Origin of the sequence: Limnobacter sp., assembly GCF_046297615.1 — a bacterium.
Taxonomy (GTDB): domain Bacteria; phylum Pseudomonadota; class Gammaproteobacteria; order Burkholderiales; family Burkholderiaceae_B; genus Limnobacter.
On sequence record NZ_JBKBHM010000002.1, the window covers coordinates 370,276 to 393,310 of the forward strand.

Here is a 23,035-nt window from a genome sequence, read left to right on the forward strand (position 1 = left end):
ATACTGTTTATTTAATCAGTATATTAATTGGTCATGAGTCTGTCGAGCTTATCAATCTGGTCCAAGGCATCAAGGCACTGGATAAAGAAGGCAAACTGGAATTTGCCTCGGTTGATTTTTGTGCTCAGGGCCTTGTGGTCAAGCTCTAAGCCGTACATCTCTAGCTTTCTCGCAAGCTCTTTGTATGTGACATCCTGCCTGGCCATGATGCTACGAAGCACCACTCGGGCTTGTCTTTCATGTTTCGTCATTTGGGGTCGGCCTTCATCCTGCCTCGAACGAAGCACTCAGGCCCAATACATTAGGAAGACCTTTAGTCTGTCAAATTTTTTTGTTCTTTATTCCTCATATATGAGGTTTATTCTTCATTTACGAATCAATAGATTCACTTCTGAGTTTGGTCAGTTTTTAGTGCCTAAACCCCTTGAGAGCAACTTCAAGGATAACGCGTCATGGGGCGCAGAGGCACAAAATTGAAAGGGCAGCATTTCCTGCTGTCGCCAGAGGCACGCACTATCAGTCTGAGTGACGTGTTCAGCTGGTCTGAGAACAAGGTGTTTCGCACTTTTTGTGAATTCAGATGGGGCAGCAAAACCAAACAGGCGTGCCCGCGCTGCGCCGTTTTCGACACGCACCAATTCTTCAAAGGGACCAAGGTTGGTATGGATGGTAAGTCGGTTCCAGGCCGCTGGCGCTGTAAGCACTGCCATGGTTTCTTCTCTCTCACTTCTGGCACGGTGTTCAACTCCCACAAACTGCCGCTGCGGACCCTGCTGGCGGCCATCGTGCTCTTCGTCAACAGCGTCAAAGGACTGTCCGCCCTCCAGATGTGTCGCGAGATTGGTGTGTCCTACAAGACCGCCTATGTATTGCTTCAAAAGGTGCGGGACACCTTGTTCAAGGAGCGAATCTTAAACCCTCTCGAAGGAGTCGTTGAGATTGACGGGGGTTACCTCAAAACGGCTGTACGCAAAGCAAACAAGAAGACCGACCGCAAAGACCTGCGGCTTGAACCCAACCAAAACCCACTGAAATGCGTGGTGCTGGCAATGCGTCAGCGTTCCAAGGATTTTGCCCGAGGCGCTGACCGCAGCATCACGGTCATCCTGAAGTCTGAGAACCCTGAGGATGTACAGGCAGCCGTGGAGCGCTATGTGCGACCAGGCTCCCATGTCTTTACAGACGGTCACAATGCCTATTCGGCGCTTTCCAAGCACCCGGATTACATCCATGAGGTGGTTAACCACGAGGAGGAGTACCAGAGTGACGACGGTATCAACCAAAACCAGGCTGAGTCATTCTTCTCACGAATGCGTCGTCTGGTGGACGGTCAAATTCACAAGCTGGCTCAGAAGCACATCGACCTCTATGCCAATGAAATCGTATTTCGGGAAGACTGGCGGCGAACAAGCAATGGATTCCAATTTCGCCTGTTGGGGCAAAAGCTGATGAGAAATGAGCCGTCTCGAAGCTTTGCCAAGTATTGGCAGGGCAACAAAAAGCGCAACCCTGCTATCGTGACTGCTGCTGATTTGAGAACTGGTAATGTTCACCCATTTGTATGACCAACCCCTGGGTAACATGGCGTGTAAGACGTTGTGCAATATCCAGCTTGACTTGTCGTAGTTGGCGCTCAGTTTTGGCGTTGGCCAATCCATTGTGAGCAAGGCATATGGCAACCATTTCACTTAGGGTGAGTGTCTGGCCCCGCTTAAGCGGCTTGAGCAAAACACGGTCTAAGGCCGCGCCGATTAGTCGGGTATTTGGTGGCGTGTACCTTTTGGCCTTTGCTCCTTCAGGCGACAGCCCGAAAATAATCAAGCTGCTGGCCAACAATTCGACCCGCTTCCTCGCATCCTCTGCCTGTGGGGAGGTTTCAGGGTCTTGCGACCAATAGTGCAATTCACTCAGTGCTGTGGCGTACCTATTCAGAAGGGCGTTGCAGTGCGCCGGGCGGACCTCTCGCAAGCCTAGGGTCTTTGCCACAGCGACCCCCGTATAGTTCGGCTACTTTCAAGTAGAACAGCGTCGCCTTTCTCCTTTAGCAAGATTAGATAGTTCTTCGTCTGATGGCGAAGCTTGTTCCACACGAAAGGGTCGTCAGTATCAAGCCCAAGGGCCGTGCCAATCGTTATGGCTATTTCACGCGTGGTCTGTGGCACATCTGTTTGATGTAAAGCTTTAAGAAGCTCCGTCTTGAATGCACCACGTCGCTGCCCGTTAGCCCATTTGGCACAGTCTTTTACCGCCTCAACAGTTTGAGAGGAGCCAAGAGCCTCCAGAGTGTTTGTCAGGACCGCTACCTGTTCCTCAATTACTCGGCACTCGGACTCAAATGCGGAAAGTTGAGCCTGCAATTCCGATATCTTCGCAAGAAGAGGTTTCATCTGTTGAACTATCCGAACCCGTTGGCCAAGCAGCCGAGCTTTTTTATGTTTGAGTCCGTAAACTGTGAGGTTATCCGCCATTTTTCTTTCTTCAATCAGAGTAAAAGCCGCACTGGGCTTTGCTCTAAGTGTAGGGAAAAAGAGGGATTGAAAAGGCCCCGAAGTGGGGCCCTTGATTTGTTCACCTGCTACATAATGCCGTAATAGCCAACAAAAAGGCCGCTCTTCAGCGGCCTTTTTCATGCAGAAATTCCAGCAAGTATCAGTCGCCTGAAGCTTCCTGAGCAATGGCATCCGGGCCTTTGTGACGAACATCGCGGCCTTTGATCATGTAAACCACATGCTCGGACATGTTTTTGGAATGGTCACCAATGCGCTCAATCGCTTTGGCGATGAACAGAATCTCGATGGATCGGGAAATGGTGCGTGGGTCTTCCATCATGAAGGTAATGAGTTGGCGCAAAATCGCCTTGAACTCATCGTCCACCTCAAGGTCGGCTTTCACTACTTCAGCCGCAGACACCGCATTCACACGCGCATACGCATCCAGCACCTTGCGCAACATGGCAATGGCGTTGTTGGAGATGCGGTGCAGGTCAATCTTGGGCACGAATGTTTTACCGGCTTCGGCAATCATCATCCCCATGCGGGCCACTTTCTCAGCCTCATCACCGATGCGCTCAAGGTCGCGAATCATTTTGATAGCCACCAGCACCGAGCGAAGGTCAACAGCGGCAGGCTGACGGCGCGCGAGAATGTGGTTGCAAAGCTCATCGATTTCCATCTCGATGCGGTTTACTTCCTGCTCACGGCGAATCACTTCCTGAAAAATATTGGAATCAGAGGCGTTCAAACCTTCAATGGCCGACACAATCTGGTTTTCCACCAAGCCGCCCATCTGAAGCACCTGCGAGCGCAGGGACTCAAGCTCGGCGTCATATTGTTTGGAGGTGTGTTCGGTCATGTCTTGATTCCTTAGTGGTCTAGCGCTGTACTGGCGGATTGAACGCCCTACTCTGTCACAACTGTGTGACAGGAATTTGTCAACCCTGAGCAATGATGGTCATTGCATTGTGCCATGTTCCCACCACTGCGGGGCCGTCAGGCCCCCCGTGTTGCTCAAGAGCGTGTTTCCACCCCGTTCGGGGTGCCCAAAAGCACCACATCCGCCTTGCGCAAGGCAAACAAACCATTGGTGACCACACCGGGCCACTGGTTGATTTGCTGCTCCATGGCCACCGGGTCAGTGATTGCCAAACCGCTGACATCCAGAATGAGGTTGCCGTTGTCAGTGACAAAGCCAGCCCTTTCCTTCACCTGTCCGCCAAGCGCAGTCAATTTGCGGGCCACCGCCTCGCGTGACATGGGCAGTACCTCAACCGGCAAAGGAAACTTGCCCAGGACGCCAACCATCTTGGACGCATCGGCAATACACACAAATTGCCGTGAAATGTCGGCCACAATTTTTTCTCGAGTCAGTGCACCCCCACCGCCCTTCACCAAATGAAAGGCCGGGTCAATTTCATCCGCACCGTCGATGTACACCGACAGTTCAGTAACGTCGTTCATGTCCACGATGGGTACACCCATCTCACGCAGCTTCTTCTCGGAGCGTACCGAAGACGACACGGCACCCTTCAGGGGAATACCGGCGGCAGCCAGCGCATCCAGAAAACAATCCACCGTGGAACCTGTGCCTACACCGAGGACCGTATTGGGTTCGACGTACTTGAGTGCGGCCTGTGCCACCAGTTGTTTAAGCTGCAATGCATCCATGAGGTAACTACCAATAAACGACGTTGAAATTGAATGACCAGAACACAAAGGGGGTCAGCGTTTGCCCAAGGCTTCCTGAATGCGCTGGTCCGTTTTGTATTGGCTGAGTGCATACACCGCCCACAGGGCGGCGGGAATCCAGCCCACCAAGGTGATCTGAAGCACCAGACACACCAAGCCGGCGATTGGCCTGCCAATGGTAAAAAACAGCAAGGGTGGCAAGAAAATGGCGATCAACAAACGCATGGGGGCCTCCCGTGGTTCGGAAAGCCCCCATTGTACCTGCCCGCACCCAGGCATTTTAACGCCCTGGCAGCAGTTACCGCGTTTGAACAAGCCTGAGGCGATTAACCCCGCTTTTTGACTGCTGGCAAGTCCGTACACACACCCTTGTACACCTCTGCAGCCATGCCCACACTTTCACACAAGGTGGGGTGCGGGTGAATGGTCTTGCCAATGTCGGTGGCGTCTGCCCCCATCTCGACAGCCAGACACACTTCGCCAATCAGGTCACCGGCATTCATGCCGACAATGCCGCCACCCACAATTCGATTGGTGGCTTCATCAAACAGCAGTTTGGTAAACCCATCATCGGCGTTGTTGGCAATGGCTCGGCCAGAGGCCGCCCAAGGGAACACCGCTTTGCCCACTTTCACGCCTTGGGATTTGGCCTGCTCCTCAGTCAAGCCGACCCAAGCCACTTCCGGATTGGTGTAGGCCACACTGGGAATGACCCGCGCATCAAAGAACGCTTTCTCACCCATGGCTGCCTCAGCAGCCACATGGGCCTCATGCACCGCCTTGTGCGCAAGCATGGGCTGGCCTACTACGTCGCCGATTGCAAAAATGTGCGGCACGTTGGTGCGCAATTGTTTGTCCACAGGAATAAAGCCGCGCTCTGTGACGGCCACCCCTGCACGGTCTGCACCAATCTTCAAGCCGTTGGGTGTGCGCCCAACGCTGACCAGCACAAGGTCGTACAACTGGGGCTCTGCAGGCGCTTGCTCGCCTTCAAAACGCACCAGAATACCTTCTGGTTTTGCCTCAACACCCACAGTGCGGGTTTTCAGCATGATGTTGTCAAAGCGCCCAGCATTGCGTTTTTGCCACACCTTGACCAAATCGCGGTCAGCGCCCTGCATCAAGCCATCGAGCATTTCTACGACATCCAGACGAGCGCCCAAGGCAGAGTAAACCGTGCCCATTTCAAGGCCGATAATGCCACCGCCAATGATCAACATGCGCTTGGGCACAAAAGGCAATTCCAGGGCCCCTGTGGAATCCACAATCCGTGGGTCCTTCGGAATAAACGGCAAATGAACCGGCTGTGAACCCGCCGCAATAATGGCCTTACTGAACTGCACCACTTTCACGCTGCCATCGGCCGCCTTCACCTCAAGATGGTTGGCGCTCAGGAATGTGCCCACACCGTGCAGCACCTGAACCTTGCGGCCTTTGGCCATGCCTGCCAGGCCACCGGTCAGCTTGCCCACCACACCAGCCTTGTGCGCACGCAGCTTGTCCAGGTCGATGGAAGGTGATGCAAAGGCCACACCGTGATCAGCCATGTGCTGGGCTTCTTCAAGCACCTGTGCGGTGTGCAGCAAGGCTTTGGAGGGAATGCAACCCACGTTCAGACACACGCCGCCCAAGGTGGCGTAGCGCTCAACCAGCACAGTGTTCAACCCCAAGTCAGCGCTGCGGAAGGCCGCTGAGTAGCCACCGGGGCCAGCGCCAAGCACCAGCATGTCGCACTGAACATCCACGGCGCCGTTATACACAGCCGCGCCAGGTACAGCCACTGGCGCCGAAACTGGTGCAAGCTCTGCCACCTTGGCGGGCTGCGGTTCTGCAGCGGCGGCTGGAGGCGTGCCCCCACCCGACGCCGCTTCAATTTCAGCCAAGGGGGTGCCTTTGCTGACTTTGTCGCCAAGCTTGACCAGCAGGCGAGTGATTTTTCCGGCAGCCGACGCTGGAATTTCCATGCTGGCCTTGTCGGACTCCACCGTAATCAATGACTGCTCCACCGCAACGGTGTCGCCTTCCTTGACCAGCAATTCAATGATTTCAACTTCCGCGAAGTCGCCGATGTCTGGCACCAACAATGTTGTCATGTCAGCCCCCTTACAGCAGCACTTTGCGCATGTCAGCCAAGATGGCGGACAGCTCAGTGGTGAATCGGGCGGCCTGTGCACCATCAATCACGCGATGGTCGTAACTCAGGCTGAGTGGCAACATCAAACGGGGTGCAAATTCTTTGCCATTCCACACCGGCTTCATGGCCGATTTGGACAAACCAAGAATCGCCACTTCAGGTGCGTTGATGATGGGCGTGAAACTGGTGCCCCCAACACCACCCAATGACGAGATGGTGAACGTGGCCCCTTGCATGTCGCCGCCTTTGAGCTTGCCATCGCGGGCCTGCGCGGACAATTCAGCCAGCTCGCCTGCAATTTGTGCAAAGCCTTTTTGATCCACATTCTTGACCACAGGTACCACCAAACCTTGTGGGGTGTCTGCTGCAAACCCGATGTTCCAGAATTTTTTCAGAATCAGTTTGTCGCCACCCTCAGACAGCGACGCATTGAACGCCGGGTACTTTTTGAGTACGGCCACACAGGCCTTCATGACAAACGCCAGCATGGTCAGCTTGACGCCCTGTTTGGCCAAAGCCGCATTGGTGTCAACCCGGAATTTTTCCAGATCGGTGATGTCCGCTTCATCGAATTGGGTGACATGAGGAATCATGACCCAGTTGCGGTGCAGGTTGGGGCCCGACAGCTTCTTGAAGCGGGACAACTCCAACTCTTCGGTGGCACCAAATTTTGAGAAGTCCACTTTGGGCCAGGGCAGCAGGTCCAACCCACCACCGCCACCCGCGCGGGCACTGGACTCACTGCGTGATCCGACACCAGCCACAGCAGCTTTCACGTAGTTGCGAACATCGTCGCTGGTGATGCGCCCTTTGGGGCCACTGCCGGTGAGTTTGCGCAAGTCAACACCCAGTTCACGGGCAAAACTGCGCACTGAAGGACTGGCATGCGGTGCACTGAGAACAGGCACCGACGGGTCGTGGGCTTCCACTGCAGCAGCAGGCGCAATGGATGCCACCACCGGCGCAGCCACAGGGGCTGAAACCGCCTGAACAGCAGGTGCCGCAGGTGCAGGTTGTGGCACACTGGCTTGTGGAGCCGGCGCTGCTGCAGGTGCTGCTGCAGGTGCAGAATCGCCCGCAGCCTCAAGCAACAGCATGGGCGTGCCTTTGGACACTTTGTCGCCCAGCTTGACCAGTAACTGCTTGATTACCCCGCCCTGTGGACAGGGGATTTCCATACTGGCCTTGTCGGACTCCACCGTGATGATGGATTGCTCTGTGGCAACCGTGTCGCCTTCCTTCACCAACACTTCGATGATTTCAACCCCGTCGAAGTCGCCGATGTCGGGTACTTTGATTTCAATGGTCATGACATTCCTCTCACTCTTCTGCGCCGCACGCTCAGGCGTAATGCGGGTTGGCTTTGTTGGGGTTGATACCGTATTTCTTGATGGCTTCAGCGGGCGCTGTAGCGGGCACTTTGCCCTCATCAGCAAGCGCCTTGAGTGCAGCCAGAGTTACGAAATACTTGTTCACCTCGAAATGCTCACGCAGTTTGTATCGGAAGTCAGACCGGCCAAAGCCGTCAGTGCCCAGCACCTTGTATTCGCGCCCTTTGGGCATGAATGGGCGGATTTGGTCAGCAAACAGTTTCATGTAGTCGGTTGAAGCAATGATCGGCCCTTGGCTTGCAGCCAGTTGCTGGGTGACATAGCTTGTTTTTGCGGGCTGCTCTGGGTTCAACAGGTTGTGGCGCTCCACATCCAGACCATCACGACGCAATTCGGTGAAGCTGGTGACGGACCACACATCAGCAGCCACACCCCAGTCTTGTTCCAACAGCTCCGCAGCAGCCAATGACTCGCGAAGAATCGTGCCGGAACCCAACAATTGAACACGCTTGTCAGACTTCAGCGCCGACTCGCGGCACACATACATGCCTTTGATGATGCCTTCTTCCGAACCTGGCTTCAAACCAGGCTGGGCGTAGTTTTCGTTCATCACAGTCAGGTAATAGAAAACGTTTTCCTGGTCCTCGACCATGCGCTTCAAACCGTGTTGAATAATCACGCCAATTTCATGGGCGAAGGTGGGGTCATAACTGACGCAGTTGGGAATGGTGGCCGACAGAATGTGGCTGTGACCATCCTCGTGCTGCAAGCCTTCACCGTTGAGCGTGGTGCGCCCCGCAGTACCCCCCAGCAAGAAGCCACGGGCTTGCATATCCCCCGCTGCCCAAGCCAGGTCGCCAATACGCTGGAAACCGAACATCGAGTAATAGATGTAGAACGGAACCATCACGCGGTTGTTCGTGGAGTAAGAGGTGGCCGCTGCAATCCAGGAGCTCATCGCACCGGCTTCGTTGATGCCCTCTTCCAGAATCTGACCGGCTTTGTCTTCGCGGTAGTACATCACCTGGTCTTTGTCCACTGGCTCGTACTTTTGGCCTTCCTGGCTGAAAATACCCAGTTGGCGGAACATGCCTTCCATACCGAAGGTGCGGGCCTCGTCGGGAACGATGGGCACAATGCGCGGGCCCAGTTCTTTGTCGCGCACCAGCGCATTCAGCACCCGAACAAAGGCTTGTGTCGTGGAAATTTCACGGCCTTCCTTGGTGGGCTCCAACACAGCCTGGAATGCGTCCAGGCCAGGCACTTTCAATTTTTCGTCGGCCTCGCGGCGGCGCTTGGGCAGGTAGCCGCCCAAGGCCTGACGGCGTTCATGCAGGTACTTGATCTCCGGCGCATCATCAGCGGGCTTGAAGAAAGGCACCTCGGGCAGTTTGTCGTCGGGAATGGGAATGCTGAAACGGTCGCGGAATTCCCGGATGGACTGATCATCCAGTTTTTTCTGCTGGTGAGTGGTGTTCTTGCCTTCACCGATTTTACCCATACCAAAACCTTTAACGGTTTTGGCCAGAATGACCGTGGGTTGCCCTTGATGCTCTGAGGCCGACTTGTAGGCGGCGTACACTTTGTGAGGGTCGTGGCCGCCACGGTTCAGGCGCCAGATGTCCTCATCCGTCATGCGGGCGACCATCTCCAGCAACTTGGGATGCTTGCCAAAGAAATTCTTGCGCACATAGGCACCATCGTTGGCTTTGCAGTTCTGGTACTCGCCGTCGACCATTTCTTCCATGACTTTGCGCATCAAGCCTTCTTTGTCACGGGCAAACAGGGAATCCCAATAACCGCCCCAGATCACTTTCAACACATTCCAGCCAGCGCCACGGAATTCGCCTTCCAGTTCCTGAATGATTTTGCCGTTGCCACGAACCGGGCCATCCAGCCGCTGCAGGTTACAGTTCACAACGAACACCAGGTTGTCCAGCTTTTCGCGGGCGGCCATGCCGATGGCGCCGAGGGACTCGGGCTCATCCATTTCACCGTCGCCGCAGAACACCCACACTTTGCGCTTTGAGGTGTCCGCAATACCACGGGCGTGCAGGTACTTCAGGAAACGCGCCTGGTAAATGCCCATCAAAGGGCCAAGGCCCATGGACACGGTCGGGAACTGCCAGAAATCTGGCATCAGCTTGGGGTGGGGATAGCTGGACAGGCCCTTGCCATCCACCTCTTGACGGAAGTTGTCCAACTGCTCTTCAGTGAGGCGGCCTTCCAGGAATGCGCGGGCGTAGATACCTGGGGACACGTGGCCCTGAAGGTACAACAGGTCGCCGCCGTGGCTTTCGTCTTCAGCATGCCAGAAGTGGTTGAAACCCACACCCAACATGGTGGCCAGTGAGGCAAATGAAGCAATGTGGCCACCCAGGTCACCGCCATCGGGAGGATCTTTGCGGTTGGCGCGAACCACCATGGCCATGGCGTTCCAGCGCATCCAGGAGCGCAGGCGCTCTTCGTACTCCATGTTGCCGGGGCAACGCTCTTCAAGGTGAACAGGAATGGTGTTCACGTAGGCGGTGTTGGCCGAGAAAGGGATGTAAGCACCGCTGCGGCGTGCTTTGTCGATCAGTTGTTCCAGCAGGAAGTGGGCGCGCTCCGGGCCTTCGCGTTCAAGCACGGCCTCCAAAGCATCAAGCCATTCCTGGGTTTCTTGAAAATCGGGATCGTTGGACTGCGGAAAATTGGGCAGAGCGGACATTCCTTCCTCCTGAGGTGTTGTTATTCACGGATGGTCCGGTTTTTATGAGTGCGACTTTTCCAGCCATCCTATTCAATTAGAGTAGCACGCCTAAATTCGTTTGTTTCAAATGACGATTCGTGTTTTTATATGGTGAAACGTTTTAGGGTAATCCACAAGTCATGGGCCGCGGCCAACCCTCCCCCTCGGCGTGCAGTTTTGTACACTGCTGAAACCCGCACCCAAGGACTTCCGGAGAGCCCGTGCAACTGAAAGACCAACCACGCACCAGCCCGCTGGTCTGGGCCACACCGCTGGTCGGCATGGTTCTGTTCATTGTGGCCATGGGGGCCTTTTTCTATAACCTGTACGTCGAAGACCAAAGCCAGGCGCAAATTCGGGTCACCCGGGACGTGGAAAACGCCCGCAGCAATATCCGCACGCGCCTGTTGACGGCACAGGAACGCCTCACCCAACTGGCCAGAAGCCTCGAGGTGGGTCAAAACCGGCATGAGCGCTTCACCGTGCCGGCCTTGGCCTTGATGGCTGAGTTTCCTGAAATCAATTCGGTGGTGCTGATCGACCAGGAGCGGCGCGTCGTCGAACTGTCACTGCCCCGCCTGCGCAGCGCCATCCCGGTTCACCCGCTGTACGAAACCATTGAGGACGCCGAAAGCTACTGGGCCTACAACACAGCCCGCGAAACCCGCCTGCCCGTGTTTTCACGCCCCTATCTGGGCCAAGGGGACCAGGTGTACATGGAGATTCACAGCCCGGTGATTCAAGATGGGGACTACCTGGGCTCTGTGGCGGCCACCTTGCCGCTGGGTGACTTGCTGAACCGATCCTTTCCGGACACCTTCGTCAAGCTGTATTCGGTCAGCATTGTGGATGGCGGAGGGAACCTGATTGCTTCCAACGTGAGCCGATCGGTCGAGAACGCAAAGCTCAGCCATGAAGTGCCGCTTGAGCCCCCGGGCCACGGGCTGAAGCTGCGTGCAGTGCTTTACCGAACCACCAGCGAGCTGTTCTCCAACATGCTGGCCTGGACGGTGATTGGCCTGTCGCTGATTGTCATCTGGAGTTTTGCCTTGCTGTTTCGGCATGCCAAGCTGCGCAGTCAGGCCGAGAGGCGCCTGCTGGAAGAAACGAAGTTTCGCCGGGCGATGGAAAACTCGGTGATTACCGGGATGCGCGCCATTGACCTTCAAGGTCGCATTACTTACGTGAACCCGGCCTTTTGCCGGATGACAGGCTTTGCTGAAGATGAACTGGTGGGACTCGGCCCACCCTTCCCTTACTGGCCCGAAGACTCCGGGGAACAGCGGGACTTGCTGGACCTCATTCTTGTCGGGAAAGCGCCCGCCAAGGGCATTGAAGTGCAGGTCAAACGCCGGGACGGCACACTGTTTGATGCACGCATGTATGTGTCCCCCTTGGTGGACAGCGAAGGCCGACAGACAGGCTGGATGACTTCGGTGACCGACATCACAGAGCCCAGGCGGGTACGGGAAGAACTGGCCGCAGCACACCGCCGCTTTGTACGCATTCTCGAAGAATTGGACGCAGCCGTGAGCATTCGAGTGCCCGATGGCAAAGACAACGAGTTCATTTTTGTGAACCGCCTTCACAGGGAATGGTTTTCCAAGGACAGCCCCCCCAAGTTCACCAAGACTGGCCGTGGGCGGCCTGCCAGAGACGCGGGCATGCAACCCTTTGAATGGCTGTGCGAAAACTCGAGACGGTGGTACGAAGTGCGCCGACGATCCATATCCTGGGTGGATGGCACCACGGTGATCATGCAGGTGGCCACTGACATCACCAGCCGCAAAGAGGCCGAGGACATGTCACGCCAACAACAGGAAAAGCTGCAGTTCACCTCGCGCCTCATCACGCTGGGGGAATTGGCCTCCAGCCTGGCCCACGAGATCAACCAACCCTTGGCGGCCATCAGCAACTACAACATGGGCAGCGTCAACCGCTTGAAGTCAGGCAAGGTCACCCCTGAAGAACTGCTGCCCGTGCTTGAAAAAGTGAATATCCAGGCTCAACGTGCGGGCGATGTGATTCGGCGTATTCGAGAGTTTGTGAAGCAACAGGAGCCCAAACGTTCAGCGTGCCATTTGGGGCGAATCATTGACGACGCAGTGGGTTTTTCACAACTTGAAGCAAGCCACCGGGGTGCCCGTATTGAGCAACGCCTTTTATGCCCGGACCTTCAAGTGATGGCAGACTCGGTTCTGATTGAACAAGTGCTGATGAATCTGATCAAAAACGGACTGGAATCAATGAGCCACTTGCCTGACGATCAAAAGCTCGTGGAAATCACAGTGGATGAGCACAGCGAGCAACTGATTGTCGTGAAGGTTCGCGACCGGGGAACCGGGGTGCCCGAATCGATTCGCACCCGCCTGTTTGAATCCTTTTTCACGACCAAACCAGAAGGCATGGGCATGGGGCTGAATATCTGTCGTACTATCATTGAATACCATCAAGGCAAGTTGTGGGTTGATCCAGCCCCGGACCAAGGCAGTGTGTTCACCTTCACATTGCCCAAAGCCACCGGCTAAACCTGCATCAAGGCTCACACACAGGGGACTAGGGATATGTTGCACACACAAAGACCGGAACAGATGACGGAAACCGTATTCATCGTGGATGACGATGAAGCGGTGCGCGACTCGCTCCAGTGGCTCCTGGAAACCGAAGGCTACCAAGTGCGCTGCTTTGCGGACCCCGAGGATTTTCTTTCCGCGGTCCAGTGGCCACAAGCGGCGGTGTTGCTGCTGGACATTCGCATGCCTGGGCTGTCTGGCCTTGAAGTTCAGAAGATTCTGAAAGACCGTGGCATTCCTATCCCCACAGTATTCATCACCGGGCATGGTGATGTCACATTGGCCGTGGAAACCATGAAAGCAGGTGCCTTGGACTTTCTGGAAAAGCCCTTTGATGACACCAAAATCAAAAGCCTGATTGGCCAGCATATGGCTTTGGCGCGTGAATTGGCCTTGAGTTTCAAGCTGGACGAACACATCAACCGCCTCTATTCAAAGCTGACCACGCGGGAGTTGCAGGTGCTGGAACGAATCGTCTCGGGCCGATTGAACAAACAGATCGCAGACGACCTGAACATCAGCATTAAAACGGTGGAAGCCCACCGCGCCAACATCATGGACAAACTACAAGTCACCACCGTGGCCGACCTCTTGAAAATTGCCTTGCGCAAATCGCCAGAACTGGCACAACCCTGAGACCCACCTAGGGGCACCCGATGGGGCGCCCCGTCCTGTAAAATCAGGGAATCGCGATTGTGCAACACTGCACTGCGCCCCTGAAACCCTCTCTGATTCATTCTCATGTCTGCTCAACTGATCAGCGGCAACTCATTGGCCGCCACCATCCGTGAACAAATTGCCAGCCGCGCGGCTGAACTGACCGCCTTGGGGCACCAACCGGGGTTGGCCGTGGTGCTTGTCGGTGAAGACCCCGCGTCTCAGGTGTACGTCAGGAACAAAGTGGCCGCCTGCCAGAAGGCTGGTTTCAAGTCAGACATGCACCGCCTGCCAGCCGATTCCACACAGGCCACCTTGTTGGCCTTGATTGAGCAGTTGAACAACGACACCACCATCCACGGTATTTTGGTGCAGTTGCCACTGCCCGCGCACATGGATTCGCATGCAGTCATCGAAGCCATTGCAGCCGACAAAGACGTGGACGGTTTTCATGTCAGCAACGCCGGGCTGCTGATGACCGGCAAACCGCTCTTTCGGCCCTGCACCCCCTACGGTGTGATGAAAATGCTGGAGTTGACCGGTGTACCCTTGCGTGGTGCAGAAGCGGTGGTGATTGGGGCCAGCAACATCGTGGGCAAACCCCAGGCCATGATGCTGCTTCAGGAAGGTGCAACGGTGACCTTGTGCAACAGCAAAACGCGCGACCTGAAAGCGCATTGCCAACGTGCCGACATTCTGGTGGTGGCAGTGGGCCGCCCCAACATGATTACAGGCGACATGATCAAACCGGGCGCAGTCATCATCGACGTGGGCATTAACCGGCTACCCGATGGCACCTTGTGCGGCGATGTGGACTTTGAAAGCGCCAGCCAAGTGGCTGGCTGGATTACCCCAGTGCCCGGCGGTGTAGGCCCCATGACCATCACCATGCTGCTTCAAAACACCATTGAAGCCGTTGAACGAACCATCGCCAACCATTGAACGCTTGACCCGAGGACGCAGCATGAACCCAGTCAGCCCAAGTAACAACGACTTGTCCAACAACCCATTGCTGGACTTCTCCGGCCTGCCCCGCTTCGATGCCATTCAAACCACTCACGTGGTTCCGGCCATTGAACACCTGCTAGAAGTGGCGGATGCCCAGTTGCAGACCACCGCAGGCACACCGCCCGAGCAAGCCACATGGGACGGCACGCTGGCCCCTCTGGACCTGGCCTGTGAACACCTGAGCCGAGCCTGGGGCATTGTGGGCCACCTGCACGGCGTGGCCGACACCGAAGAATTGCGGGCCGCCTACAACGCCTGCTTGCCGAAAATCACCGACTTCTGGACCCGACTGGGCCAGGACGACCGGCTGTACGGAATCACCAAAGCAATTGCTCAAAGCCCGCAAGCCCAAGGCTTTTCACCGGCACGCACCAAGGTGCTTGAAAATGCCCTGAGGGGCTTCAAACTGGGCGGTGCAGAATTGCCTGCCGAGCTTAAGCCTCGCTTTGCCGAGATTCAAGAACGCCAAGCGGCCATCACTGCCAAGTTTTCGGAAAACGTGCTTGACGCCACCAATGCCTACGAATTGCTGGTGACCGACGAAGCCCAACTGGACGGCCTGCCTGACTATGCCCTCAAAGGCGCACAGGAAGCTGCAGCTGCAGAAGGCAAAACAGGCTACAAATTCACCCTGCAATTTCCATCCTATTTTCCGGTTCTGCAGTACTGCCACAACCGCACCCTGCGGGAGACACTGTACGAAGCCTACGCCAAGCGCGCCTCGGAATTCGGGCCTGCCGAATTGGACAACACCGCGTTGATCACCGAGCTGTTGCAGTTGCGGCAAGAAGAAGCCCGCATGCTGGGTTACCGACACTTCGGTGACCTGTCGCTGGTGCCCAAAATGGCCGACAGCCCTGAAAGCGTGGTGAAGTTCCTGCGCGACCTGGCTGCGAAAGCCAAACCCTTTGCGCAGCGCGACCTTCAGGAACTGCGCGATTTTGCCAAGGCTGAGCTGGGCCTGGAGCAATTGCACAGTTGGGACGTCAGCTACGCCTCGGAAAAGCTCAAGGAAAAAAAGTACGCATTCAATGATTTGGAAGTGCGCAAGTACTTTCAGGAAGACCGAGTGCTGGACGGCCTGTTCAAGTTGACCGAACGCCTGTTCAGCGTGCAGATTGTTCCTGCACAGGCAGCCACCTGGCACCCGGATGTTCGGTTCTTTGAAGTGCGCCAGAATGACAAGGCGATTGCCCACTTCTACCTCGACTCGTATGCACGGGCCAGCAAGCGCTCCGGTGCATGGATGGACGATGCGCGTGGCCGAAAACTCAGCAGCCAAGGCGTGCAAACCCCCGTGGCCTACCTCACCTGCAACACCACCAAACCTGTGGGTGGCAAAAAAGCCCAACTGTCGCATGACGATGTGCAAACCCTGTTCCATGAATTCGGGCATGGCATTCACCACATGCTGACGCGCGTGGACGAATTGGATGTTGCTGGCATCAACGGTGTTGAATGGGACGCGGTTGAACTGCCGTCGCAGTTCATGGAAAACTTCGCCTGGGAATGGAGCGTGGTGGAAAGCCTGACCGCGCATGAAGACACCGGCGCCCCCATGCCCAAAGCCCTGTTCGACAAAATGGTGGCCGCCAAAAACTTCCAAAGCGGCTTGATGACGCTGCGGCAGATCGAGTTCTCCCTGTTCGACATGCTGGTGCACACCGAATTTGACCCCCACACCGAATCGAATGTGCTGGACCTGCTGGCCAAAGTGCGCGCGGAAGTGGCTGTGCTTGTGCCACCAGCCTACAACCGTTTCCCCAACACATTCACCCACATTTTCGCTGGGGGGTATGCGGCGGGTTACTACAGTTACAAATGGGCCGAAGTGCTGTCGGCAGACGCTTTCGCGATGTTCGAAGAAACTGGCGTCACCAACCCGCAAACTGGTCGGCGTTTCCTCGAAGAAATATTGTCAGTCGGTGGCAGCCGCCCTGCTTCCGAATCCTTCAAAGCCTTCCGAGGCCGCGAGCCCAGCCTGGAAGCCTTGCTTCGCCACACGGGCATGGTGGAACATTCCGACGCTTGACTGACTTTCCGACACAGAACATGAGCACATTGAAACTGGCAAGCTGGAACGTCAACTCCTTGAAAGCACGGCTGGACCACCTGCTGCGCTGGCTGGAAACGAACCCTGTGGACCTGTTGGGCCTGCAGGAATTGAAAATGACCGATGACGTATTCCCGCTGGAAGCCATCGAGGCGGCAGGCTACGGTGCCGTGTTTGCAGGTCAGAAAACCTACAACGGTGTGGCGATTCTCTACCGCAAAGCCAGCATGCCAGAGCCCACCGACGTCACGGTCAACCTGCCCTCTTTCCCCGATGAACAGAAGCGAGTAATCGGGGCCAGTTTCGGTGACCTTCGGTTCATCAGTGCCTATGTGGTGAATGGGTCTGAAGTGGGCTCGGACAAATACAGCTACAAGCTGGCCTGGCTGGATGCACTGTTGAAAGACACCGAAAGCTGGTTGGCGCGCTACCCCAAACTGGCCTTGGTGGGCGACTACAACATAGCACCCGACGATCGCGATGTGCACGACCCCGCCGCTTGGGCCGGTCAGGTGCTGTGTTCTGAACCCGAGCGCAGCCGCTGGCAGGCCTTGCTCAACCTTGGGTTGACCGACAGCTTCCGGCTGTTCGACCAGCCAGAAAAAACCTACTCCTGGTGGGATTACAGGATGCTGGGCTTCCAGAAAAACAAAGGGCTGCGCATTGACCATGTGCTGTTGTCTGCCCCTTTGGCGGACAGTTGCACAGCCAGCGTGATTGACCGGGCACCCCGCAAATGGGAAAAGCCTTCAGACCACGCACCGGCGGTCGCCACACTCGGCCTCTGAAAGGCAATTAACCCTGAATAGGTGGGGCAACCCACCCCTTAATTGAGGGATTAATCCTCCCCCATGGGTGAGAGCATCATGGCATTGTCCCTCAGGAGAGTGTTGCCATGCCCCTCAAGTCCATGCCCTTGTCCAAACAGGTTAGCTTAGCCGGTGCATCGCTCACCGCAGCAATCATCCTGATTCTTGTGGGCACCGTGGCCTGGCTGGGTAGCCGGGAAGCCATGCGGGCTGCCGAACACACCATTGCAACCCAAGCCGAAAGCCTTCGCCGCTCCATCGACATTGCCTACGCCCTGTCCTCAGAATCGGCCACCAAATTGGCTGATGTGTTCGAATCAAGATTTCGCGGCAACTTGGTGGTGGATGAAGCCCAAACCGTAACATTGGGTGATAAAAACCTGCCTCAAATTCTGTTGAACAATCAACCCATCACCGGCCAATACAGTTTGGTTGATGCCTTCACGGCCAGCACTGGCGGTGTTGCCACAGTGTTCATCAAGGTTGGTGACGACTACATCCGCGCCTCCACAAGCCTGAAAAAAGACGATGGCAGCAGGGCTGTAGGCACCGCATTGGACCGCAAACACCCGGGCTTCGCAGCAGTCAGTGAGGGCCGCACCTACATCGGCGACGCTGTGTTGTTTGGCAAGCGCTACATGACCAAATACCTGCCCATACGCAGCAGTGACAACAAACACGACCTGATCCTGTTTGTGGGTTTTGACATGAGCAACCTCTTCCAACAACTTCAGGACACCGTGCTGGCCACACGCGTAGGCGCCAGTGGTGTGCCCTACGTCGTGTTGACCGAAGGCAGCCGGGCTGGCGAAGTGCTGATTCACAAGTCATTGAAGGCTGCTGAGTTTAAAGAACTGGTGGCCAAAAACCCCGACCTGCAGGCCCTGATGAGCACTGTGAGCGCATCACCGTCGGGCCTTGTATCGCTCAACTGGCAAAGCCCAGTGTCCACTGACCCAGTCAATGAAGTGGCGGCTTTCAACAAAAGCAAAGTGTGGCCTGGTGCAGTGGTGGTCGCGCCTGCGCTCAAGTCAGAGGTGTTTGGTCATATCTTCAAGTTGAGCATGGCGCTGATCCTTGTTGGGCTCATCGCATGTCTGGCCACCAGCCTTGCTTTGCTGTGGATCAGCCGTCGAATCACCAGCCCCACCAAAACACTGACCAGCCTCGCCCTTCGGCTGGGCAATGGCGACATGACAGCCCGTGCACCGGACGAACTCACCAACGGCACGCTGCCTACGCGCAACGAGCTGACTTTGCTGGCCCGTGGCATGAACCGCATGGCCGACAGCATGGAACAGGCCTTGAGTGCCGTCAAAACCAACACAGAGCGGGTGCAGAGTGCCTCGGGAAACTTGGTGCAAACCAGCCACGAGCTGAGCCAGGGTGCTGCGCGTGAAAGCGACGCAGCCTCCGGCATGGCCGCTGCGGTGGAAGAAATGAGTTCGTCGATTGCACGGGTTGGTGATTCAGCCACTGACGCCAAAGCAGTCAGCCAAAAAGCACGGCACCTGGCCGATGACGGTTTGGGTGCCATTCACAGCGCGACCCAGCAAATGCACCACATTTCGGACCATGTACAAAACACGGCCCAGGTGATTGCCCAGTTGGGCGAACAATCCCGAGAAATTTCTGCGATTGCGCAGATCATCAAAGGCATTGCAGAGCAAACCAACCTGCTGGCCTTGAATGCAGCCATTGAGGCCGCCCGAGCCGGTGAACAAGGCCGAGGCTTTTCAGTGGTGGCCGATGAGGTTCGCAAACTGGCCGAGCGCACCCGCAAATCCACGGACGACATTCACGGCATGATCCAAGCCATTCAGAACAGCTCTGAGGTAGCGGTCAACAACATGGAACTGGCTGTGAACAGCGTGCAGAAAGGGGTTGATCTCGTCGACAAAGCGGGCAACGCCATGACTCAGATCACCCAAGACTCTTCCGCTGTTGCGATGGCCGTGGAAGACATTCACGCTGCGCTGATTGAACAAAACCAGGCCTCGGGCAATATTGGCAAACAGGTGGACATTGTGGCCCACCTGTCCGACAACAACCTGCATATGGCCCAGAAAGCACGAGAAGCGGTCGAGGGCTTGCAAAGCGTGGCCACCGACTTGAACGGCATCTTGCAGCGTTTTCAAGTCAATGGCCCACGCCAACAAACCGAGGCTTAATCCAGGTCGCTCACGTCAATGTTCAAGTCTTGAATCTTGCGCGTGATGGTGTTGCGGCCAATGCCCAGGCGTTGCGCTGCTTCAATCCGTTTGCCATGGGTCACCTTCAAGGCAGCCTGAATCACGGTAGTTTCAAACTGGGCAGTCAGCGTATCCATCACATTGGGCAGGCCATCCAGCAAGGCCTGCTCGGCTTGCGCAAACAACAACTCGGGCCATGCAGGCAAGGCCACCGGTGTTGAGGGCAACGCACTCGGTGGGGCCGCCAGCATGCCATAGCCGCCAGCCTGAGCCTCTTGCTCAGGCGCGCTGAAGTCGTCGCGCCGCTCGAACGCTGGCGCCTGCACAAACACCGGCACGGTGGTCGGCGCGCTCGGTTCCTCCATGGGCAATACCCCTCCGATGGCGGACTGGCGTACCTCTGGAGGTAAATCGCGCCCCTCCACCAACTGGGCTGGTGCCATCACGGTGATCCACCGGCAAATATTCTCCAACTGCCGGACGTTGCCCGGAAACTGAAACCCGGAAAGCACCTGGAGCGCCCCGTCGGACAAACGCTTAGTCTCCGTGCCCAATTCCTTGGCGGACACACTGAGGAAATGCCGGGCCAACAAAGGCACATCCTCCGGGCGTTCACGCAGCGGCGGCAAACGCAAACGGATCACGTTCAAACGGTGATACAAATCCTCGCGGAACAAACCCTGTTTAACCCGCTCATCCAAATCCTGGTGGGTGGCCGCAATCACCCGCACATTGGCTCTGATGGGTTGTTGCCCACCCACCCGGTAAAAATGCCCATCCGACAGCACCCTCAACAAACGGGTCTGCAACTCAGCGGGCATGTCGCCAATTTCATCGAGGAACAGCGTCCCCCCCTCTGCCTGCTCGAAACGACCGCGGCGCTGGGCCGCAGCGCCCGTGAACGATCCGCGTTCGTGACCAAACAACTCAGACTCCAGCAAATCCTTGGGGATTGCCGCTGTGTTCAAGGCAATGAACGGTTGTGTTGAGCGTGGGCTGTGGCGGTGCAACGCACGGGCCACCAACTCCTTGCCGGAGCCCGATTCGCCCGTAATCAGTACGGTCACATTGCTTTGAGACAAGCGGCCAATTGCACGAAACACCTCCTGCATGGCAGGCGCCTGTCCCAGAATTTCAGGGGCAGTGCCCAAAGCCTCTTCACTGACCGTTTCCGATTGCGACTCGCGAACAGCGCGCAGAATGAGCTCTACGGCCTTCTCAATGTCGAAGGGTTTGGGCAAGTACTCAAAGGCCCCGCCTTGGAATGCAGCCACCGCACTGTCCAGGTCTGAATAGGCCGTCATGATGATGACGGGCAAATCAGGGTGCGACTCGCGGACCTTGGACAGCAGGGTCAGGCCACTTTGGCCAGGCATGCGGATGTCTGACACCAGCACCTGAGGAGTTTCTGTTTCCAGCCGTTCCAGGACATCGGCCGCTGATGCGAAAATCTCGCAGGCAATGCCCTCGCGGGAAATCGCCTTTTGCAACACCCAACGAATCGAATGATCGTCATCGACAACCCAAATTGGTCGCATGAAATCTGAATCCTCACACCCCTACAGCCAGAGGATTACTCGAACTGCAGAGGCAAAATCACTTTGAATACGGTCTTGCCGGGCTGGGAAGCGCACTCAATGGTGCCTTCGTGTTGTTGCACGAATGTTTGAGCCAGTGTCAGACCCAAACCGCTTCCCCCTTCCCGACCCGACACGAGTGGGTAAAAAATACGGTCAACGATGTCCGGTGGTATGCCCGGACCGTTGTCGATCACTTGCAATTCCAGTGCCAGCCTGTGTTGTTTCCGGTTTAGGGTAACACGGCGCACCACTCTGGTGCACAAACGAATTTCCGCACTGGCTTGTGCAATTTTGGGGGCCAGTGCTTGGGCTGCATTGCGCACAATGTTGAGCACAGTTTGAATGAGCTGCTCGAAGTCACCGAGAAACTCAGGGATGGAGGTGTCGTAGTCCCGAACAATACGCAGGCCCCTGGGGTGCTCGGCCAAAATCACCGAACGCACCCGCTCACAGACTTCATGAATGTTCATGACCACCGCAATGTGGGGCTTGCGGTGCGGGGCCAACAGCCTGTCGACCAGGGTTTGGAGCCGGTCCGATTCTTTGATGATGACCTGGGTGTACTCCTTCAGGTCCGCAGATTTCAGCTCAATTTCCAGCAACTGCGCAGCCCCACGAATCCCACCCAGCGGGTTTTTGATTTCATGGGCGAGGTTGCGAATCAGTTCCTTGTTGGCAATCGACTGGTCAAGCATGCGCGCTTCGCGGTCAACCTTGAGCTGCTGCTCAATTTCACGAAGCTCCATCAGCGTCACCGGGCTGGCCACATCCGGCCGGGACAAGGTAACGTGCACATGCTCAGTGCCGCCTGTCAGCCGCAGCAATTCAAACACCTGCCGCTTTACACCAAACGGGTCCACCATAAAGCGGTCCACAAAGGCCTGAAACGCGAGCGGGTCGGTGAACAGGCCTGGCATGGCCTGGCCGTCCAGCGTACGACGGGAGACTTCAAGCAGTGTTTCAGCGGCGGTATTGGCGTAAAGAACCACGCCGAGGTCGTTGGTCACCACCACTGCGGTGGCCAACAATTCGAGACCAGAAAATCGTTCCTTGTTCACGGCTTCCCCACCCTGCGTGCCTCTCATGGCACCGGTGAGAACACCGCCACGCGGGCACTGGTTTATTCAGACAAACGGATCAACTCCGACTTGAGAATCTGGATATTCTCACTGGTCAGCTTGATGTCCTTTTCCAGCCTGGACGTGCGGTCCAGGTACTTCTGGTAATTTCGTTCATTGCCCAACCGGTCGGGTTGGCCACTTTTGTATTCGTCTTGCAGCGACTTGAGTTTACTTTCTTCCAGCCTCAACTCTTCCTGCAGAATCTTCATGCGGTCATCGCGCGCATTGAAATCGGCCGAGGTGCGGCCATCGTTCGCTGCGCTGCGCCGGGCGCTTCTGGGCACCCCAATGTCCGCCCCACCCTTGTTCATGGCTGGCTTTGGCGTGGGCACCACCGTGATCGGGTTCAGGTTCAAAGGCACACACCCTTCACCGTTGTCCGAGTTCTGATAGGTCCGAACCCCGTCAGCGCCGGTGCACACAAACATCTCGGTGCCACGGGCATGCACTGCCCCAACGCCAACCAAGCAAGCCCCAAGGGCTATAACACGGGCAAAACCAACAAGAGTCGCCATGATCCAGACAAAACGTTAAACACTGGACCATGATACCGAACTCACCGAGTCAACCACTCCCTCGACAGAGCGAAGGTGACACAACCAGAGTGATGAATTTCATCACCCAAAGCCTGCCAAGAAAAATGGCCCTCATGAGAGGGCCAT

At 56.3% G+C, this 23,035-nt stretch carries 18 protein-coding genes; 7 read left to right on the top strand and 11 right to left on the bottom strand.

The genetic code is table 11. The features are described 5' to 3' along the window. Positions 1-23 precede the first annotated feature (23 nt). Positions 24-251: a DUF6471 domain-containing protein gene (locus tag ACK4FF_RS05785; RefSeq protein WP_409705772.1), complete on the bottom strand. Its 228-nt coding sequence runs from the start codon at positions 249-251 to the stop codon at positions 24-26. 201 nt (positions 252-452) lie between these two features. On the opposite strand from ACK4FF_RS05785, the gene ACK4FF_RS05790 reads away from it, so the two are divergent. Continuing rightward, positions 453-1,565 carry an IS1595 family transposase gene (locus tag ACK4FF_RS05790; protein WP_409705775.1) on the top strand — a complete coding sequence of 371 codons (1,113 nt, stop codon included), beginning with the start codon at positions 453-455 and terminating at the stop codon, positions 1,563-1,565. 405 nt (positions 1,566-1,970) lie between these two features. Here ACK4FF_RS05790 and ACK4FF_RS05795 read toward each other — a convergent pair whose 3' ends face one another. The 7 genes from ACK4FF_RS05795 to aceE all read right to left on the bottom strand — a co-directional run bounded on the left by ACK4FF_RS05795 (position 1,971) and on the right by aceE (position 10,359). Beyond that, the gene (locus ACK4FF_RS05795) at positions 1,971-2,630 is read right to left on the bottom strand and encodes a hypothetical protein (protein WP_409705778.1); all 660 of its coding nucleotides are present in this window, start codon (positions 2,628-2,630) and stop codon (positions 1,971-1,973) included. 19 nt (positions 2,631-2,649) lie between these two features. Then, a complete protein-coding gene (gene phoU, locus ACK4FF_RS05800; protein ID WP_409705781.1) occupies positions 2,650-3,351 on the bottom strand; it encodes a phosphate signaling complex protein PhoU in 702 nt (233 codons plus the stop codon). 155 nt (positions 3,352-3,506) lie between these two features. Beyond that, on the bottom strand, positions 3,507-4,163 hold the full coding sequence (gene rpiA / locus ACK4FF_RS05805; RefSeq protein WP_409705784.1) for a ribose-5-phosphate isomerase RpiA: 657 nt from the start codon (positions 4,161-4,163) through the stop codon (positions 3,507-3,509). Between the two features lie 54 nt (positions 4,164-4,217). Further along, positions 4,218-4,409 carry a YqaE/Pmp3 family membrane protein gene (locus ACK4FF_RS05810; RefSeq protein WP_409705787.1) on the bottom strand — a complete coding sequence of 64 codons (192 nt, stop codon included), beginning with the start codon at positions 4,407-4,409 and terminating at the stop codon, positions 4,218-4,220. 101 nt (positions 4,410-4,510) lie between these two features. Continuing rightward, on the bottom strand, positions 4,511-6,277 hold the full coding sequence (gene lpdA / locus ACK4FF_RS05815) for a dihydrolipoyl dehydrogenase (RefSeq protein WP_409705790.1): 1,767 nt from the start codon (positions 6,275-6,277) through the stop codon (positions 4,511-4,513). A gap of 10 nt (positions 6,278-6,287) precedes the next feature. Beyond that, complete coding sequence (gene aceF / locus ACK4FF_RS05820) at positions 6,288-7,748, bottom strand: dihydrolipoyllysine-residue acetyltransferase (protein WP_409705793.1); 1,461 nt, start codon at positions 7,746-7,748, stop codon at positions 6,288-6,290. Beyond that, the gene (gene aceE / locus ACK4FF_RS05825; RefSeq protein WP_409705795.1) at positions 7,660-10,359 is read right to left on the bottom strand and encodes a pyruvate dehydrogenase (acetyl-transferring), homodimeric type; all 2,700 of its coding nucleotides are present in this window, start codon (positions 10,357-10,359) and stop codon (positions 7,660-7,662) included. Before aceE ends, aceF begins: the two co-directional genes overlap by 89 nt. 242 nt (positions 10,360-10,601) lie before the next feature. Between aceE and ACK4FF_RS05830 the strand changes: the two genes are divergently transcribed. The 6 genes from ACK4FF_RS05830 to ACK4FF_RS05855 all read left to right on the top strand — a co-directional run bounded on the left by ACK4FF_RS05830 (position 10,602) and on the right by ACK4FF_RS05855 (position 19,651). Then, positions 10,602-12,908, top strand: coding sequence for a PAS domain S-box protein (locus ACK4FF_RS05830; RefSeq protein WP_409705798.1), 2,307 nt, complete (start codon positions 10,602-10,604; stop codon positions 12,906-12,908). A gap of 63 nt (positions 12,909-12,971) precedes the next feature. Then, positions 12,972-13,589 (top strand): response regulator transcription factor, encoded by a 618-nt coding sequence (locus ACK4FF_RS05835; protein WP_409705801.1) that lies wholly within the window; start codon positions 12,972-12,974, stop codon positions 13,587-13,589. Positions 13,590-13,694: 105 nt separating this feature from the next. Then, complete coding sequence (gene folD / locus ACK4FF_RS05840; RefSeq protein ID WP_409705804.1) at positions 13,695-14,552, top strand: bifunctional methylenetetrahydrofolate dehydrogenase/methenyltetrahydrofolate cyclohydrolase FolD; 858 nt, start codon at positions 13,695-13,697, stop codon at positions 14,550-14,552. A 22-nt stretch (positions 14,553-14,574) separates the two neighbouring features. Next, positions 14,575-16,650: a M3 family metallopeptidase gene (locus tag ACK4FF_RS05845; RefSeq protein WP_409705807.1), complete on the top strand. Its 2,076-nt coding sequence runs from the start codon at positions 14,575-14,577 to the stop codon at positions 16,648-16,650. Between the two features lie 29 nt (positions 16,651-16,679). After that, complete coding sequence (gene xth / locus ACK4FF_RS05850; RefSeq protein ID WP_409706600.1) at positions 16,680-17,459, top strand: exodeoxyribonuclease III; 780 nt, start codon at positions 16,680-16,682, stop codon at positions 17,457-17,459. A gap of 107 nt (positions 17,460-17,566) precedes the next feature. Next, complete coding sequence (locus tag ACK4FF_RS05855; protein WP_409705810.1) at positions 17,567-19,651, top strand: methyl-accepting chemotaxis protein; 2,085 nt, start codon at positions 17,567-17,569, stop codon at positions 19,649-19,651. Here the strand turns inward: ACK4FF_RS05855 and ntrC are convergent. From ntrC to ACK4FF_RS05870, 3 genes are read right to left on the bottom strand one after another with little or no spacing between them, the layout of a single operon-like run. Next, entirely contained in the window at positions 19,648-21,210 is a 1,563-nt protein-coding gene (ntrC, locus tag ACK4FF_RS05860) for a nitrogen regulation protein NR(I) (RefSeq protein WP_409705813.1), read from the bottom strand. The genes ACK4FF_RS05855 and ntrC overlap by 4 nt on opposite strands. Before the next feature lie 35 nt (positions 21,211-21,245). Continuing rightward, positions 21,246-22,337, bottom strand: a complete 1,092-nt coding sequence (gene glnL, locus ACK4FF_RS05865; RefSeq protein WP_409705816.1) for a nitrogen regulation protein NR(II) — start codon at positions 22,335-22,337, stop codon at positions 21,246-21,248. A gap of 35 nt (positions 22,338-22,372) precedes the next feature. After that, positions 22,373-22,888, bottom strand: coding sequence for a DUF4124 domain-containing protein (locus tag ACK4FF_RS05870; RefSeq protein ID WP_409705819.1), 516 nt, complete (start codon positions 22,886-22,888; stop codon positions 22,373-22,375). Between the last annotated feature and the right edge of the window lie 147 nt (positions 22,889-23,035).

Excerpts from the sequence above, each read along its gene's own strand:
- ACK4FF_RS05855 (WP_409705810.1), top strand. The coding sequence starts at position 17,567 with ATGCCCCTCAAGTCCATGCCCTTGTCCAAACAGGTTAGCTTAGCCGGT.
- ntrC (WP_409705813.1), bottom strand. The coding sequence starts at position 21,210 with ATGCGACCAATTTGGGTTGTCGATGACGATCATTCGATTCGTTGGGTG.
- ACK4FF_RS05790 (WP_409705775.1), top strand. The coding sequence starts at position 453 with ATGGGGCGCAGAGGCACAAAATTGAAAGGGCAGCATTTCCTGCTGTCG.
- rpiA (WP_409705784.1), bottom strand. The coding sequence starts at position 4,163 with ATGGATGCATTGCAGCTTAAACAACTGGTGGCACAGGCCGCACTCAAG.
- aceE (WP_409705795.1), bottom strand. The coding sequence starts at position 10,359 with ATGTCCGCTCTGCCCAATTTTCCGCAGTCCAACGATCCCGATTTTCAA.
- ACK4FF_RS05795 (WP_409705778.1), bottom strand. The coding sequence starts at position 2,630 with ATGAAAAAGGCCGCTGAAGAGCGGCCTTTTTGTTGGCTATTACGGCAT.
- ACK4FF_RS05785 (WP_409705772.1), bottom strand. The coding sequence starts at position 251 with ATGACGAAACATGAAAGACAAGCCCGAGTGGTGCTTCGTAGCATCATG.
- folD (WP_409705804.1), top strand. The coding sequence starts at position 13,695 with ATGTCTGCTCAACTGATCAGCGGCAACTCATTGGCCGCCACCATCCGT.
- ACK4FF_RS05810 (WP_409705787.1), bottom strand. The coding sequence starts at position 4,409 with ATGCGTTTGTTGATCGCCATTTTCTTGCCACCCTTGCTGTTTTTTACC.
- ACK4FF_RS05870 (WP_409705819.1), bottom strand. The coding sequence starts at position 22,888 with ATGGCGACTCTTGTTGGTTTTGCCCGTGTTATAGCCCTTGGGGCTTGC.
- lpdA (WP_409705790.1), bottom strand. The coding sequence starts at position 6,277 with ATGACAACATTGTTGGTGCCAGACATCGGCGACTTCGCGGAAGTTGAA.
- phoU (WP_409705781.1), bottom strand. The coding sequence starts at position 3,351 with ATGACCGAACACACCTCCAAACAATATGACGCCGAGCTTGAGTCCCTG.
- ACK4FF_RS05835 (WP_409705801.1), top strand. The coding sequence starts at position 12,972 with ATGACGGAAACCGTATTCATCGTGGATGACGATGAAGCGGTGCGCGAC.
- ACK4FF_RS05845 (WP_409705807.1), top strand. The coding sequence starts at position 14,575 with ATGAACCCAGTCAGCCCAAGTAACAACGACTTGTCCAACAACCCATTG.
- aceF (WP_409705793.1), bottom strand. The coding sequence starts at position 7,748 with ATGAGGGCAAAGTGCCCGCTACAGCGCCCGCTGAAGCCATCAAGAAAT.
- glnL (WP_409705816.1), bottom strand. The coding sequence starts at position 22,337 with ATGAGAGGCACGCAGGGTGGGGAAGCCGTGAACAAGGAACGATTTTCT.